This window comes from Actinophytocola sp. (assembly GCF_036378875.1).
In the GTDB taxonomy this organism is placed as follows: domain Bacteria; phylum Actinomycetota; class Actinomycetes; order Mycobacteriales; family Pseudonocardiaceae; genus Actinophytocola.
In genome coordinates, this window is sequence record NZ_DASUVO010000078.1 from 31,406 (window position 1) to 47,557 (window position 16,152).

Annotated in this window: 13 protein-coding genes and 1 pseudogene; 11 read left to right on the forward strand and 3 right to left on the reverse strand. The window is 71.0% G+C overall.

Going from position 1 to position 16,152, the window contains the following annotated elements; translation table 11 throughout:
• Positions 1-23: 23 nt before the first annotated feature.
• The 3 genes and pseudogenes from VF106_RS22795 to VF106_RS22805 form a co-directional block, all read right to left on the reverse strand.
• Positions 24-3,296 (reverse strand): annotated as a pseudogene (locus tag VF106_RS22795) (amino acid adenylation domain-containing protein); the annotation flags it as partial.
• Positions 3,297-3,331: 35 nt separating this feature from the next.
• Positions 3,332-3,538 carry an MbtH family protein gene (locus VF106_RS22800; protein ID WP_330841827.1) on the reverse strand — a complete coding sequence of 69 codons (207 nt, stop codon included), beginning with the start codon at positions 3,536-3,538 and terminating at the stop codon, positions 3,332-3,334.
• A 40-nt stretch (positions 3,539-3,578) separates the two neighbouring features.
• A complete protein-coding gene (locus VF106_RS22805) occupies positions 3,579-4,856 on the reverse strand; it encodes an MFS transporter (protein ID WP_330841828.1) in 1,278 nt (425 codons plus the stop codon).
• Between the two features lie 218 nt (positions 4,857-5,074).
• Between VF106_RS22805 and VF106_RS22810 the strand changes: the two genes are divergently transcribed.
• From VF106_RS22810 to VF106_RS22860, 11 genes are all read left to right on the forward strand, one after another.
• Positions 5,075-5,521 carry a cobalamin B12-binding domain-containing protein gene (locus VF106_RS22810; protein WP_330841829.1) on the forward strand — a complete coding sequence of 149 codons (447 nt, stop codon included), beginning with the start codon at positions 5,075-5,077 and terminating at the stop codon, positions 5,519-5,521.
• On the forward strand, positions 5,518-6,795 hold the full coding sequence (locus VF106_RS22815; protein WP_330841830.1) for a methylaspartate mutase: 1,278 nt from the start codon (positions 5,518-5,520) through the stop codon (positions 6,793-6,795). The genes VF106_RS22810 and VF106_RS22815 overlap by 4 nt, the downstream gene beginning before the upstream one ends.
• Positions 6,796-6,824: 29 nt before the next feature.
• On the forward strand, positions 6,825-7,829 hold the full coding sequence (locus VF106_RS22820; RefSeq protein ID WP_330841831.1) for an asparagine synthetase A: 1,005 nt from the start codon (positions 6,825-6,827) through the stop codon (positions 7,827-7,829).
• The gene (locus VF106_RS22825; RefSeq protein ID WP_330841832.1) at positions 7,826-9,115 is read left to right on the forward strand and encodes a glutamate synthase-related protein; all 1,290 of its coding nucleotides are present in this window, start codon (positions 7,826-7,828) and stop codon (positions 9,113-9,115) included. The genes VF106_RS22820 and VF106_RS22825 overlap by 4 nt, the downstream gene beginning before the upstream one ends.
• 273 nt (positions 9,116-9,388) lie before the next feature.
• Positions 9,389-10,489, forward strand: coding sequence for a branched-chain amino acid aminotransferase (locus VF106_RS22830; protein ID WP_330841833.1), 1,101 nt, complete (start codon positions 9,389-9,391; stop codon positions 10,487-10,489).
• 7 nt (positions 10,490-10,496) lie between these two features.
• On the forward strand, positions 10,497-11,129 hold the full coding sequence (locus VF106_RS22835; protein WP_330841834.1) for an RraA family protein: 633 nt from the start codon (positions 10,497-10,499) through the stop codon (positions 11,127-11,129).
• A 76-nt stretch (positions 11,130-11,205) separates the two neighbouring features.
• Entirely contained in the window at positions 11,206-12,189 is a 984-nt protein-coding gene (locus tag VF106_RS22840) for a quinone oxidoreductase family protein (protein ID WP_330841835.1), read from the forward strand.
• Between the two features lie 2 nt (positions 12,190-12,191).
• A complete protein-coding gene (locus VF106_RS22845) occupies positions 12,192-13,064 on the forward strand; it encodes an HpcH/HpaI aldolase/citrate lyase family protein (RefSeq protein WP_330841836.1) in 873 nt (290 codons plus the stop codon).
• The gene (locus VF106_RS22850; RefSeq protein WP_330841837.1) at positions 13,064-14,284 is read left to right on the forward strand and encodes an aminotransferase class I/II-fold pyridoxal phosphate-dependent enzyme; all 1,221 of its coding nucleotides are present in this window, start codon (positions 13,064-13,066) and stop codon (positions 14,282-14,284) included. Before VF106_RS22845 ends, VF106_RS22850 begins: the two co-directional genes overlap by 1 nt.
• Positions 14,281-14,817, forward strand: coding sequence for a MaoC family dehydratase (locus VF106_RS22855; RefSeq protein WP_330841838.1), 537 nt, complete (start codon positions 14,281-14,283; stop codon positions 14,815-14,817). Before VF106_RS22850 ends, VF106_RS22855 begins: the two co-directional genes overlap by 4 nt.
• Entirely contained in the window at positions 14,817-16,094 is a 1,278-nt protein-coding gene (locus VF106_RS22860) for a condensation domain-containing protein (protein ID WP_330841839.1), read from the forward strand. The genes VF106_RS22855 and VF106_RS22860 overlap by 1 nt, the downstream gene beginning before the upstream one ends.
• The last annotated feature ends 58 nt before the right edge of the window (positions 16,095-16,152 follow it).

A 16,152-nucleotide genomic window follows, 5' to 3' on the forward strand; every position in this document is an offset into this window, starting at 1 on the left:
GGGACGTGCGGGGTGGGAAGGGCTCAGAGGGCGCCGAGTTCGGCCTCGACCTGGTCGAGTTCTTCCTGGCTGAAGTCGAGCAATGACAGGTCGGACGGCGTCAGACCGCCGGATTCCGGCCGCTGGGCGTGTTCGACGAGGGCACCAAGGGCCTGGAACCACGTCCGCGCGAGGTCTTCCGCCTCGGCCGAGGTGTGCACGCCGTCCGCCCAGGTCCACGTCGCGGTGAGCACGGGGCCCTCGCTGGTGTCGTAGGTCGCCGCGTTGACCTCGATGCCGTGTGCCATCGGCATTCCCGGCTCCGCGTCGTCCAGACCGACGGTGTGCTCGGGTGCCACCGCCCAGTCCCGCGCCGGGCCGGCGGTGAACCGGCCGAGGTAGTTGAAGCCCAGCTCCGGCGAGCCGAACGCGGCGAGGGCCGGCGCGGTCTCCTGGTTGAGCCTGCGCAGCGAGCCGAACCCGATTCCCTTGTCCGGCAACGCGCGGAGCTGTTCCTTGACCCGCTTGAGCGCGGCACCGACCGACGGGCCGCCGTGCACGAGGTCGTCCGCGTCGACGGGGCCGGCGTCGAGGCGTACGGGGAACAGGCTGGTGAACCAGCCGACCGTGCGGGACAGGTCGGTCACGCGGCCGGGCAGTTCCTCCCGCCCGTGGCCTTCGAGGTCGACGAGCACCGCGCCCCGGTCCGTGCCACGCCACCGCGTGACCGCGAGCGCGAGACCGGTGAGCAGCACGTCGTTGACGGTCGCGCCGAACGCCGACGGCACCGCGGCCAGCAGCGGCTCGGTGGTCTCGGCCGGCAGGGTCATGGTGAGCCGGCAGTGCTCGGTCTCGACGTCACGAGCCGGGTCCAGGGCTCGCCTGCCGATCCGCGTGCTGGCGCCGCTCAGGGTCGCGGTCCAGTAGGCCAGTTCCGCGTCCCGCCGGGCCGCGTCCTGGTGGAGCAGTTCGGCCCAGCGGCGGAACGAGGTGCCGACCGGCGCCAGCCGGATCTCCCGGCCGTCGGACACCGCCTGCCACGCCGCGGCGAGGTCGTCGAGCAGGATGCGCCAGGACACGCCGTCGACCGCCATGTGGTTGATCACGATCGCCAGGCGGCCCTGCTTGCCGGCACCCGCGTCGAACCACACCGCGCGGACCAGCACGCCGTCCGCCATGGACAGCAGTTTCCGTTCGGCGGCGATGTGTTCGCGGACCAGCTGCGCCAGGTCCTCCCCGGTGACCTCGACCCGCCGCAGGCAGCGTGTCGCGTCGACCGCGCCGACCGGCGCGACCTCGACGTCCCACGCCGGCGTGACACGCATGCGCAGTGCGTCGTGGGTGTCCAGCAGCGCCTGGAGCATGGCTTCCAGCTGGTCCTGTCGCAGGCCGGGCGGGGTGTTCACGAGCACGGACTGGTTGAAGCTGTCCACCGGCCCGCCCCGGTCACGCAGCCAGTGCATGATCGGCACCGACCGCACCGGTCCGGTCCCACTGTCAGTGGCCTCGACGCGGGTGGCGCCACTGTCGATCACCTCGGCCTTGGCTGCCAGTGCCTCGGGTGTCCGGCACCGCAACACGTCGCCGGGGGTGAGCAACAGGCCGGACTGCCGGGCCAGGGCGACCAGCCGCATGGCGACGATGCTGTCGCCGCCGAGTCCGACGAAGCTGTCGTCGATGTCCACATGGGACAACTCGAGCACCTCGGCGACCATCGCGCAGAGGATCTCCTCTCGCGGGGTGCGGGGTGCGCGGCCGGTGCCCGCGCCCGAGAACACCGGGGCCGGCAGTGCCCTGCGGTCCAGCTTTCCGTTGGGGGTCAAGGGGAGCGTGGCCATGTCGACGAACGCGGCCGGCACCATGTGTGCGGGTAGGGTGGTCGCGAGGTGGGCACGCAGAACGGACTCGTCCATGGTCACGCCGGCCGCCGGCACGACGTAGCCGACCAGTTGCTTGTCACCGGGACGGTCCTCGCGGACCACGACCGCGGTCTCCGCCACCGCCGGATGCCTGGCCAGTACCGCCTCGATCTCGCCGAGTTCGACACGCAGGCCGCGAATCTTGACCTGGCCGTCCGCCCTGCCGACGTAGTCGATCACGCCGTCCGCCCGCCACCGGACCAGGTCGCCGGTGCGGTACATCCGTGCGCCGCCCGGTTCGAACGGGTTGGCCACGAACCGTTCCGCGGTCAGGCCGGGACGGTTCAGGTAGCCCCGCGCGAGCTGCACGCCGGCCAGGTACAGCTCACCGACGACCCCGACCGGGACCGGCGCCAGCTCGGCGTCGAGCACCCGCACGGTGGTGTTCCACACCGGGGCCCCGATGGGCACCGACGTCGCGTCGGACTCGGCCACACACCGCCAGTGCGTCACCTCGACCGCGGCCTCGGTCGGCCCGTACAGGTTGAACAGGTCGACGTCGAGCAACGCGGCGAACCGGGCACGCAGTTCCGCCGGCAGCGCCTCGCCGCTGCAGATCACCCGGCGCAGCCCCGTGCACGACCGCGCGGAAGGCTCCCGCACGAACGCCTGCAGCATGGACGGTACGAAGTGGACGGTCGTGATCCGCTCACGGCGGATCAGCTCGGCGAGATAGGCCGGGTCCCGGTGCCCCTCGGGGCGGGCGACGACGAGCGCGGCGCCGACGATCAGCGGCCAGAAGAACTCCCATACCGAGACGTCGAAACCGGACGGGGTCTTCTGGAGGACCCGGTCATCGCCGGCGAGAGCGTACTGTGCCTGCCCCCAGCACAGCCGGTTGACGATCGACTGGTGACTGACCACGACCCCCTTCGGCCGGCCGGTGGAGCCCGAGGTGTAGATCACGTAGGCCGGATGCGACGGGGTCAGCGCGGTGACCGGGTCGTGCTCGGGACGAGACGCGAACGCCTGCCCGTCCAGCACGATCATCGGCGCCACGGCGGGCAGCGTCGGCGCGAGGGCCTCGGTGGTCAGTACCCGCAGCGGCGCGGCGTCGGTCAGCATGAACTCGATCCGCTCGGTCGGGTAGTCCGGGTCGACCGGAAGGTAGGCGGCACCGGCCTTGAGCACGGCGACCAGTGCCACCACCAGTTCCACCGACCGAGGCACGGCGATCGCGACGATCGACTCCGGGCCGGCGCCTGCCGCGATCAGCTCGTGCGCGAGCCGGTTGGCCCGCGCGTTGAGCGCGGCGTAGCTGTGCTCGACGCCGTCGAAGACCAGTGCGGTGGCCGCCGGGGTGGCGGCGGCCTGCTCCTCGAGAAGTGCCGTCAGGGTGGTGCTGGGCACCGGGTGGCCGGTCTCGTTCCACTCCGGACGGACCGCGCGGGTGTCGGCGTTCATCGTTCGTCGTCCCATCTCAGTCTTGGTGGCTAGCTGTGGGCCGCGATCACGCTGGCCGGCCGAAGGTCCGTCCAGTTGGTCTCGATGTAGTCGAGGCACGACTTCCTGGTTTCCGGGCCGTGCGCGACGGTCCAGCCGTCCGGCACGTCGATGTGCGATGGCCACAGCGAGTGCTGGTTCTCGACGTTGACCAGAACCTGGTACACGCCGTCCTCTTTCTCGAATGGGTTCGTCATGACTTCGTCTCCGATTTCTCTTGTGGACAGTGCGGAACGTTCAGCGGACGGGCGGGCTGGTCGGCAGGTCGCGGCACCGCGCGGGCGGGCCGACCAACCGGACGCATCTCCCCAGCAGGCCGAGGATCAGCAGCAGCCACAGCGCGTCCCGGACCCCCAGCACGGTGCCCGCCCAGCCGCCGGTCACGGCACCGAGCGGAATGACACCGAACTGGATGAACCTGGCACTCGCGAACACCCGGCCGATCAGCTCGGGTGGGGTGTAGCTCTGCCGGAAAACCGCTGCGATGACGTTTCCGATGACCAGCCCGGCCGCCGGCACGAGCAGGCCGAAGAAGAAGAACAGCAGGCCGGGGCCGACATCGGTGAGCGGGATCAGCAGACCGAACGGCGCGCTGCCCAGCGTCGCGTACAGCAGGCCACGACCGGTGCCGAACCTGCGGGCGAACCGGGTGGCGACCAGCGCGCCGAGCACTCCGCCGATCGCGTCGGCGGTGAGCAGCAGACCGGTGGTGCCCGGCGACACGCCGACGTCGCGGATCAGGAACACGACCAGCAGCGAGTGCGTCGCGGTGAGCACGAAGTTGTCGATGGCGCCGCACGTGACCAGCACACGCAGGTACGGGTCACGCGAGACGAAGCTCAGCCCCTCCCCCACGTCGGCCCGGAGCGACCGGCGTGGTCCGGACCCGGCCGGCGGGGGCTCGGCCGACCGGATCCGAAGTAGACAGCACGCGGACACCACGAACGTCACGATGTCGATGAGCAGCCCGAAGACCGCGCCGACGAACTGGGCGATCAGCCCACCGATGCCGGGTCCCGCGATGGCGGCGGCCTGGTCGCTCGCCTGCAGCTTCGCGTTGCCCTCCGGCAGATCCTCCTTGGCCACCACCGTGGGCAGGTAGGCCTGGTAGGCCGTGGTGAAGAAGACCGTGGTCACGCCGAGCAGCAGTGCCACCACCAGCAGGTGCGTCATGGTCAGCGCACCGGCGAAGGCAAGCAGCGGCACGCTGAGCAGCAGGAGCACCGACACCGCGTCGCAGACCAGCATCGTCGGGCGACGGCTGAGCCGGTCGGTGAGCACGCCGGCCGGCAGCCCGATCAACAGCCACGGCAGCCAGGCCAGCGCGTCCAGCAGCCCCACCAGGAACGTGCTCGCGTGCAGCGTGTCGACCGCGATCAGCGGTATCGCGATGCCGGTGATCGTGGTGCCGAGCCGGCTCGTGGTCTCGCCGACCCACAGCATGCGGAAGTCGTGCTGGTGCAACAGACCGCCGATGCGGCGCGGCCGGCTCGGCGCGGTCTCGGTGACTGTCATCTGAACTCCTCGTTGCTGTTCGGCTGACCAGAAAGCTAGCCACGCGCGGGGGCCGGAACCGGCAGTCCGACCGGCAGCACGGCGGCATGTCGGGGCGCGGGCGCCAACCTCCGGTGAGCTGCCGATGACACTGCCGATCGGCCCGCCCGCCGGCTCCTAGCGTTGGCGCACAACAGCTTCGCCGGGCGCTCCGGCGGCGGAACAGACGAGGATTGATCATGGAAGTGGTGACCCCGAGACCCGGGTGCGGTCTGGACGTGATCGTCAGCGGTCTCGCCTCCGACGCACACACGTGGAACCTGGTGTACCTGCAGATGTTCCTCGAGGAACGCGGCCATCGGGTACGCAACCTCGGCGGGTGCGTGCCGGACGACATGCTGGTCGCCGAGTGCGTGCGGACCGATCCCGAGCTCGTCGTGATCGGCACCGTCAACGGGCACGGCTGGCAGGACGGCGAACGCGCGATCCGCGCACTGCGGGCCCGGCCGGAGCTGGCCGCCACCCGCGTCGTGATCGGCGGCAAGCTCGGCATCGACGGCCCACGCGGCGTGTCCCACAGCGCGCGACTGCGTGACGCCGGCTTCGACGCCGTCTTCGAGGACCACCTCGGCATCGCCCCGTTCCGGTCCTATGTGGACCAGCTGCCGGCGAGGGTGCGGACATGAACGGGAGCTTCGGTGAGTTCGTGGCCCACGCGGCACGCGACGGCGCGCTGGTCGTCCAGCCCCGCATGGGGATGAGCGACCCGGCACGCATGCGGGCCGGACTGCTGGCCACCCGCGCGACGGACGTCCGGGCCGCGGGCACGATCACACTGGACAGCTTCACCAGGGTCGGTGAGCACGACAGCGTGCGCACCGCGCTCACCAAAGGCAAGCAGCTCAACGGGTATCCGATCGTCGACCATCCGGTCGCGGTCACCAGGAAGGTGCTCGCCGGCGTGTGCGGCCCGGACTTCCCGGTCCAGGTCCGCCACGGATCGCCGAGACCACAGCGAATCATCGCCGCTCTCGTCGCGGCGAGGCTGCACGCCACCGAGGGCGGCCCGATCTCCTACTGCCTGCCCTACAGCCGGGTCCCGGTCGCCGAGTCGGTCCGAGCCTGGACGGAGTCGGCCCGGATGTTGGCCGCCCTGCGCGAGCAGGGACAGCGCCCGCACCTGGAGACGTTCGGTGGCTGCATGATGGCCCAGCTCTGCCCACCAGCACTGCTGGTGGCGATCAGCGTGCTCGAGGCCGTGTTCTTCCGCCGGCACGGGGTGGACAGCGTCTCGCTGAGCTACGCCCAGCAGACCCATCCCGGCCAGGACGCCGAGGCACTGGGGGCACTGCGGGCACTGGCCGAGGAGTTCCTGCCGAACACCGACTGGCATGTGGTGCTCTACACCTACATGGGCGCCTTTCCCCGGACCCCCGCGGGTTCGGTCGCGCTGCTGGAGGAGGCAGCGCGGCTGTCCGTCCGCGGCGGGGCGAGCAGGCTCATCGTCAAGACGGTCGCGGAGGCGCACCGCATCCCCACCATCGCGGAGAACGTCGACGCACTGCTGGTCGCGAGCCGTGCCGCGGACCGCGAACGCCACGCGCCGACGGCACACGAGCCGGTCGAGGACACCGGCATCGCCGGCCAGGCCCGCGCGATCGTCGAAGCGGTGCTCGATCTCGACCCCGACCTCGATGCCGGGCTGACCAGGGCCGTGCGGCTCGGGCTGCTCGACATCCCGTACTGCCTGCACCCGGACAACGCCGGACGGACGAGGGCGACCGTCGACGGTGCCGGGCGCCTGCAGTGGACAAGGACCGGCGCGCTGCCCCTGCGTGGGCTCGCCGAGTCGACCAACCACGAGCCGGTCACCGCCGACCGACTGCTGCGCTCACTGTCCTATGTGGAACGAAGGTTCGACGACGCCGCGCTCGAACACACCGCGGGCGCGCCGGCCTAGCCAAAAGCCACCGTGAGAAGAGGAACGACATGGACCAGATGCGAGTCGCGACGCAAGCCGAGCTGCCCGCGAGTCCCGGGGAGCACCTGTCCTCCCCGACCACCCGTGCCGTACTGCGCATCCAGCACGTGGTGCTCGGCGCGGCGCGGGAGTACCTGGAGAGCCAGGGCTGCACCGAGGTGCTGCTCCCCATCATCGGACCGGTGACCGATCCGGGCGCCCGCGGCGCCAAACAGGTCGACATCGACTACTACGGCCACCGCTACAAACTCATGACCAGCGCGATCCTGTACAAGCAGGCCGCGCTCACCACGTTCGACCGGATCTACTGCATCGCCCCCAACGTCCGCCTCGAGCCGCTGGAGACCAGCTCGACGAGCCGGCATCTCGCCGAGTTCCACCAGATCGACGTCGAGTTGGCCGGCGCGTCCCGCACCGAGGCCATGGCGGTCGCCGAGGGCACGGTGCGCCACATCGCGCGCCGGGTGACCGAGCGGGCCGGCGAGGAGCTCGACCTTCTCGGCCGCGACGTGGACGCCTTCGTCGACCTGCTGGCCGAGCGGTTCGAGTTCCGCACGCACGCCGAGGCGGTCAGCGAACTGACCGAGATCGGTCACCCGCAGAGCCCGGACGCGGAGATCGACTGGACCGGCGAGGCGCTGCTGTCGGCCAAGGCCAGCAGGCCGTTCTTCCTGACCGACTACCCGAAGGGCTCACGCGGGTTCTACGACCGGGAGAGCCGCGAGGAGCCCGGCCGGCTGCGTAACTTCGACCTGCTCGCCCCTGAGGGCTTCGGCGAGTTGGCGAGCGGCGGGGAACGGGAGAACGAGTACGCGGCGATCATCGCGCGGATGCGGGAGACCGGCGAGAACCCGGCCAAGTACCGCTGGTACCTGGACATGGTCCGCGCGGGCATCCCGGTGAGCGCCGGCTTCGGCCTGGGCCTCGAACGGCTCACCCGCTACGTCGCCGGCCTCGACTTCGCCTGGCAGGCCACCGGTTTCCCGAAAGTCCCCGGGCTGGTGTCCCCATGACATCCCTGCGCGCCAACGCCTTTCCCGAGGCCGCTGTCCGAGAACGGGCCCGCAGGGGCACCGCGGCGGTGTTCCCCGACGAGAACGAGTACGGCCACGCCCTGTTCGGCGATCCCGCCGGCCCGGCGCCGGCCGACCGGATCGACGCCATGCGCGTGGTGCCGCCGGTGTTCATGCCGCGCCGCCTGGAGAAGCTCATCGACCTGGCCCGCGAGCCCATGCACTCCGATGTGGACCTTCGGACCACGATCGGCGGGTTCACCTCCGCGCTGCCCGTCTACCTGTCCGCGTTCGGCTCCACCCAGGTGGCCAGCGTCGACCTCGGCACGGCCTGCGCACGGCAGGCAGGCGAGCTGGGCATTCCCATGGTCGTCGGCGAGAACGTGGTGCCGGTCAGCGGGTACGGCCGGCTCGACGACGCGGGCGGTCGCGGGCTGGTGGACCGGATCCGCGCCTACGCCGGCAGCGTCGCCGACGGTGTCGGCGGCGTCGCGGTCCAGCAGAGCACGGAGGACGCCGACGCCGAGGTGTGGAACCTCGTCTACAGCGACCCGTCCGCCCTGCCACTGCTGGAGAGCGGCCGACTCGCGTTCGAGCTGAAGGTCGGGCAGGGCGCCAAACCGGGCCTCGGCGGAATGACCGTCGTGGACTCCGGCACGGCGGCACATCTCGCCGACCAGTTCACCGTGGAGCCGGTGTTCGGTGACGGCGCGGGCAAGATGCTGCGCTGCGCGAGTCCCGGCACCTTCACCGACGAGATCCTGCGCCAGCAGATCCGGTTGATGCGCAACAACTTCCCCCGCGCCAGGACGTGGGTGAAGCTGCCGCCGGGACGCGACATCGGGCACGCCGCCGCGGTCGCGTGGGCGGCCGGCGCTGACGCGGTCACCGTCGACGGCGCGGAGGGCGGAACCGGCTGGGCGCCCATGGCCTTCCTCGCGGGGGTCGGTCTTCCGCTCGCCGAGTGCCTGCACCGGATCGGCCGGCCGGACGGCAGCCTGCTGGTGACCGGGCGGATCTGGGAGGGCCTGCGCGCGGCGAAGTGCCTCGCGCTCGGCGCCACCGCGACCGGGCTCGGCCGCGCGGCACTCATCGCCGCGAACGAGGACCCGAGCCGTGGCCTGATCCGCCTGGTCGAGGCCATGGCACTGGAACTACGCATGCTCACGAGCGCGCTCGGGAAGTACCACCCGGACGCGCTCGGCCCGGAGGACCTCTGGTCCCCGACCGAAGACCTGGTAACCGGACAGCGGGCCACAAGCCTGATGTCCACACAGGACAGCTGACGGGCCGGAAAGCCGGACGTCGGCAGGCGGTGACGCGGCCCGCGACACATCCATCCGGGTCGCACGAACCGACCGCGGCCGGGCACGCAAGCGACACGATCGCCGTGCCCGGCCGCGATATCCCTGTCATACCAACCAAGGAGCACAACCATGACACTCTCTGTGCCAACCTCGGCACCGAAATCAGGCCGCGGGCTGCTCAACCGCACCTCAGGGGAACGTGACGCAAGCCAGCCACAAGTACGTGCCCAAACAGAACCGTCCTTCGCCAACGTGACCAACACATTTAATTCCGGGGAGGCGGGACAGTCCGCACTACTCGACCCGTCTCGGGCTACGCACACCAGCCCGGGCCACGGTGACGCGTTCACCCGGCACATGTACAGCCTGCGCTACACGCCGGCGCACGGCTGGCACGACGGGGAGTTGTTGCCCCTCGCCGAGCTTTCCCTGCATCCGGCGACCATCGGCCTGCACTACGCACAGGTCATCTTCGAGGGCATGAAGGCGTTCCGCCAGGCCGACGGGTCCGTCGCGGTGTTCCGGCCGTGGGAGAACGCCCGCCGGTTCCAGCGCTCCGCCGAACGCATGGCGATGCCGAAGCTGCCGACGGAGCTGTACGTCGAGGGTGTCGACCAGGTCGTCGCCGCGGACCAGAACGAGCTGTCCGACAACCCCGACCACAGCCTCTACCTGCGACCGCTGATGTTCGGCACCGACGTGAACCTGATGCTCCGCCCGTCCAACGACTACCTGTTCCTCGTGATGGCCTTCGTCGCCGGCGGGTTCTTCGGCGACACGGTCGAGGCCGTGTCGGTGTTCGTGTCCCGCGAGCACAGCCGCGCGATGCCCGGCGGCACCGGCGACGTGAAGTGCGCCGCCAACTACGGCCCATCGTTCGTCGCGCAGCGCCAGGCCCAGGAGGCCGGCTGCCAGCAGGTGGTGTGGCTCGACTCCGCCGAGCACCGGTGGGTCGAGGAGATGGGCGGGATGAACCTGTTCTTCGTCCGAGGCACCGGCCCCGACGCCCGGATCTGCACGAGCCCGCTGACCGGCACGCTGCTGCCCGGCGTCACCCGCGACTCGCTGCTGCGCATCGCGAACCGGCTCGGCTACGGCACCGAGGAGGCCCCGATCACCGTCGACCAGTGGCGTGCCGACTGCGCCTCTGGCGAGATCACCGAAGTGTTCGCGTGCGGCACCGCGGCCGTGGTCACCCCCGTCGGCTCGGTGCGTGACCGGGACGGCGACTGGACCGTCGCCGACGGCCGGATGGGCCCGGTCACCGCGCGGCTGCGCCGGGCGCTGGTCGACCTCCAGCAGGGCCGGATCGCCGACCAGGACGGCTGGCTGCACCGTGTCCCGTCACACTGAGTCCACGGTGGACCTACGGCCGGTCGCCCGGCTCGCCGAGGTGACCACGGCGCACGTGTCCGACGCGTGCGCGCGGGCCGGGCTCGTGCCGCGGTTCGCCCCACCAGCCATGCGGCCCGTGATCCCCGGCGGACGCCTCGCGGGACGGGTGTGGCCCGTCCGCCACTCCGGCAGCACCGACGTCCTGCTCGAGGCGTTCGACACGGCGACCCCGGGTGACGTGCTGGTCGTCGACAACGGCGGCCGGCTGGACGAGGCGTGCGTCGGCGACCTGATGGTCGCGGAGGCACGCGGCGCGGGCCTCGCGGGGATCGTGGTCTGGGGACTGCACCGCGACACCGCCGAGCTGCGTGCCATCGGGTTGCCGGTGTACAGCCTCGGCGCCATCCCCTGCCGCCCGGGACGCGTCGAGACGAGGCCACCCGGCGCGCTGGAGACCGCGACGGTCGGCGACTGGACGGTGTGCGCGCGGGACCTCGTCCTCGCCGACGACGACGGCGTGCTGTTCCTGCCGGAGACCGCCATCACGGAGATCGTCACCATCGCGGAGGGGATCCGCGACGCGGAGCACCGCCAGGCCGAGGACATCAAGGCCGGCCACTCCCTGCGTGAGCGGCTGCGTGCGACATCGCGGGGATAGCGCCGGGATGACGGGCTGATGCCTCACCGCTTGATCGTGAGGAGGTACCCGAGAGGGCGTCCAGACGGAGGCCGATATGACGGAAAACTTCGAGAACCCGCCGAACGCGGTGGTATTACGCCGCTTCGGCGGGCCGGAGGTGCTCTGCGTCGAGCACCTGCCAGAACCATCTCCCAACGACGGACAGAGCCTGGTGGACGTGGCGTTCGCCGGGGTCAACTTCGACGACCTGGAGCGGCGGCGCGGCGACCACCCGCAGCCGCTGCCCGCGGTGCTCGGCGTCGACCTGGTGGGGCGGCGCAGGCGAGACGGCCGCCGGGTGGCCGCGCTGATGCGCGACGGCGGCGGGTACGCACGGGTGGCCACGGCCACCGACCTGCACTCGATCGAGGTGCCCGACCACGTCGACGACGAGCAAGCCGTCGGACTGCTGGAACAGGGCGCGACGGCGTACGGCGCGCTGCACGTCGCCGGCCGGCTGCGTAAAGGTGAGTCGGTGGCGGTGACGGCCGCCGCGGGCGGCGTCGGTCATCTCGCCGTCCAGCTCGCGGTCGCGGCCGGAGCCGGGCCGGTCATCGGGATGGCGTCCACGCCGGAGAAACGCGCGCGGGTGCTCGAACTCGGCGCGGACATCGTGCTCGACGCCATGACCCCCGACCTCGACGACCAGTTGCGTGCGGCCACGTGCGGGCAGGGCGTCGACCTTGCCGTCGACGGGACCGGCGGGGACGTGGCGCGCGGGGTCCTGCGCGGGTTGGCGCCGTTCGGCCGGCTGGTCAGCTACGGGTGGCGGGCCGCCGAGCCGTCGCTGCGGGTCACCGCCGACGAGCTGATCGAACGCTCGGTGGGCTGTGCGGGGTTCTGGATGCGGCACGTGGTGGGCGACCGGCGGTTGCTGTGCCACATCGCCGACGAGCTGTTCGGCCTGGCGCGCCGGGGAGAGCTGGTCGCGCTCATCGACCGCGTCGTGCCGCTGACCGGTGTCGGCACCGCCCACGCCGCACTGGCCGCGCGCGCCACCGTCGGCAAGGTCCTCATCGACGTGAACCGGGAGCACTGACCATGTTCACCCGCTACTGCCGGTCGGTGCTGTGCACGCCGGCCATCGCACCCGACCGGTACGCCTCGTGCCACTCCTCCGGCGCCGACATCCGGGTCGTCGACCTCGAGGACTCGGTACCCGCTCACCGCAAGGAGGAGGCACGGCACACGGCGGCGCGGTTCTTCTCCACCGCGCCGCAGGACACGACGGCTCGCTGTGCCATCCGCGTCAACGCGGTCACCGAGCCGGACGGCCTCGCCGACCTGTTGGCGCTGCGGCACTATCCGGTCAAGCCGGCCATCGTGCAGATCCCGAAGGTCGAGTCGGCGCGGGACGTGGAGATCGTCGAGCAGGTGCTCGGCGGGGACTGCCCACGACTGGAGCTGTTCGCGGTGATCGAGACCCCACGCGGGGTGGAGCGGCTGCGGGAGATAGCCACGGCGTCGCCCCGGCTCCGAGCGCTGATCTTCGGCGCCGCCGACTACGCCATGGAGTTGGGCGTTGGCTTGGAGTGGGAGCCGTTGGCCCAGGTGCGGTCGCTGGTGGTCAACAGCGCGCGAGCGGCGGGCCTGCACGCGATCGACGCCCCCACGTTCGAGCTGACCGACCTGCCGCTGGCACACCGAGAGTCCACATTGGCCAGACGGGCCGGGTTCAGCGGGAAGATCGCGCTGCACCCGCGCCAGGTGCCGGTGCTGCACGAGGTGTTCTCACCGGACGCCGAGCAGCTCGCGCTGGCGCGCCGGATCGTCGCCGCCGCCGAGACCAGCGGCGAGAGCGTCACCACCGTGGCCGGCACCATGGTCGGCCGCCCGTTCTTCACCGCGTCCCGGCGCCTGCTCGACGAGTTCGGCCCGGTCCCCGTGCTGACCAGCCAAGAAGGAGACCGCTGATGACCGCGACCGTCCCCGTCGTCGCAGGCCCGCGCCGCTTCCGCAACAGCACCGCACTGGTCGAGCACGCCGACCCGGTGTGGCAACGCGCCGCCGACAACGGCCTCATCGGCATCGAGGTCGACCACGAGTCGAACAACCGGCTCGTCGTGCCCGGCACCGGCCACACGTTCGTCAACATGTGCTCGTGCTCCTACCTCGGCCTCAACCGCCACCCGGCGATCATCGAGGGCACGGTCCGCGCGCTGCGGGACACCGGGACGATCGAACTGATGACGTCCACCACCCGCATCCGTCCGAGCCTGCAGGCACGGCTGGAGACGGAGCTGGGTGACCTGTTCGGCGCGCACATCCTGCTCAGCACCACGTGCAGCACGATCAGCGCCGGCATCCTGCCGCTGCTGGCGTCCGGGCACCTCGCACCGGGCGGCCCACGCGTGATGATCTTCGACCGGCACTGCCACTTCTCGATGAACTACGTCAAGGCCATCTGTGCCGAGGAAAGCCTCGTCCTCACCTGCGACCACAACGACCTCGACTTCATCGCCGACGCCTGCCGCCGCTACGGCAGCGTCGCGTACGTCGCCGACGGCGCCTACTCGATGGGCGGCGCCGCCGCGCTGGACGGTCTGCTCGAGCTGCGGGAGCGGTACGGGCTGTACCTGTTTCTCGACGACTCACACTCGCTGTCGATCGTGGGCGAGCGCGGCGAGGGCTTTGTCCGGTCCCACACCGAGGTCGACCCGCTCACCACGATCGTGACGAGTCTTGGCAAGGGTTTCGGCAGCGGTGGCGGCGTGGCGATGCTGTCGAGCGGGCGGCAGGCCGAGTTCCTCGCCAGGCACGGCGGCCCGCTGGGCTGGTCGCAGAACATGTCGGTGCCCACGATCGGCGCGGCGCTGGCCAGCGCCGCCATCCACCGTTCCCCGGAGCTCGGCGAGTTGCAGGCCGGACTGCGGGCCAACCTCGACTACTTCGACTCGCTGCTGCCCACTCCGTTGGCCGGCAACGGTCTGCCCGTGCGCCGCGTCAACGTGGGCGACGCGGACCTGGCCGTGCGGATGTCGGCGGAGCTGTTCCGCCGCGGCTTCTACAGCTCCGCCGTGTTCTTCCCGATCGTTCCGCGCGGCGAGGCCGGGCTGCGGGTGATGATCCGCGCCGACATGACGCGGGAGGACCTGGCCACGTTCACCAGCCATGTCAAGGAGTTGACGGCATGAGCGTCCACAGTGGAGTCCCGGTCGGGTACCGGCCGGTCGGCGAGAACCGGTTCCGCGAGGTGGTCGGCTTCTGCTACGAGGACCTGACGGTCGGCACGGTGATCGAGCACCGGCCCGGCCGCACGGTCACGGAGATGGACAACGTCCTCATGTCCATGCTCAGTATGAACGCGTCGCCACTGCACATCGACGCCGCGTTCTGTGAGAAGGGTCCGTGGGGCAGACCGCTGGTGTCGAGCCTGGTGACACTGAGCATCGTCGCCGGCATGGCGGCCCGCGGCACGAGCGGCCAGGCACTGGCCAACCTGGGCTGGGACCACATCCGGCTGACCAGACCGGTGTTCGTCGGCGACACCCTGTACGCGGAGAGCGAGATCACCGCGAAACGCCTGTCCGCCAGTCGTCCCGGCGACGGCATCGTGTCGTGCCGCACGTCCGGCCGCAAGGCGGACGGCGAGATGGTGCTCACCTTCGAACGCAGCTTCCTGGTGCCGACGTCGGCGAACGACATCCACACGGCGGCGGGATACTGATGACCATCGCACCGGTCAGTACGGGTCTGGCCCACGGCTACTGGCTCACGAAGAACAGCGACACACCGAGCGTGCTGACGATCGCCCTTCGCTTCGCCCTACACGGCCCGCTTTCCCGGCGGGCTCTCGGTGCCGCGTTGACGGCGTTGGTCGAACGCCACCCAGCCCTACGCACCCGCTACCAGCGCACCGGCGACGATCTGCGACAGCAGGTCCTGCCGCCGGAACCCGTTGCGCTGCCCGTGATTCCAGTGTCCGAAGAGGACCTGGAAGACGCGTTGCTCGACTGGTCGGCCCGCCCGTTCGACCTCGACAACGAGTCCGGCTTCCGCCCGGTGCTGTTCACCGTGACGCCCACCCACGCCGAACTACTGCTGGCCATCCACCACGCGTTCAGCGACGGCTGGTCGATGGGCGTGCTGATCCGGGATCTCGGCGAGCTGTACCGCGCCGAGGTGACCGGTACGGTCCCGGATCTGCCGCCCCTGCCTGCGGACTACGTCGAGTTCACCCGTTGGGAGCGCGAGTACCTGGCCGACCCGTCGACCCGCGCGATGGTCGCGTCATGGACGGCGGAGGCACGCCGGGCGGGTGCGGAACCGTTACTGCTCCCCACCGACCGCCCACGAGCCGACCGTCCCAGCCGCATCGGCGCGATCTTCGAGACGACGTTGCCAGTCACCATGGCAGAGGTGGCTGCCGCCGCCACCGCACGCCGAGCCACCCCGTTCGCCGTGTTGTTGGCGGTCTTCGCCGCCCTGACACACGACCTGACGGGCAGGCCGGTCGTGGCGCCGCAGTGCGCCGTGGCGAACCGCGTGGACGCCCGCTTCGACAACGTGGTCGGCGTGTTCACGAACGCGTCATGGTTGGTGATCCCGGTGGCGGACGCCCCGTCGTTCGACGACCTGGTGACCAGAGCGGTTTGTGCTGTCCTGCAACGCCTCGAGGTCCAGTCGGTGCCGACGCCGGTACTCAAGGAGGCACTCGGCGGCCCGTTCGAAGGCACCCCGCCCAGGGTCCTGTTCGGCTTGGGCGCCGAGCCGATGCCATCGTTGGAGTTGCATGGCCTCACCCCGGCCCCCGCGGTGGAGGTGGACCTCCCGGTGTCCAGAGCGGACCAGTCCTGGGCCTTCGACCCGACAGACGATGGCGGCCTGACCCTCCGTGTGGAGTACGCGACGGAGCTCTTCGACACCACCACGGTCGCCGCGTGGACGGGGCGCTTCCAGGAACTGCTACGCACCGGCCTGGCCAATCCGCGGACCGCATGGTGATCCGGTCTCCGCGTTATCGTGGCGGCATGGTGGAGACCCAGCGAGAGCCGGTGCCCAG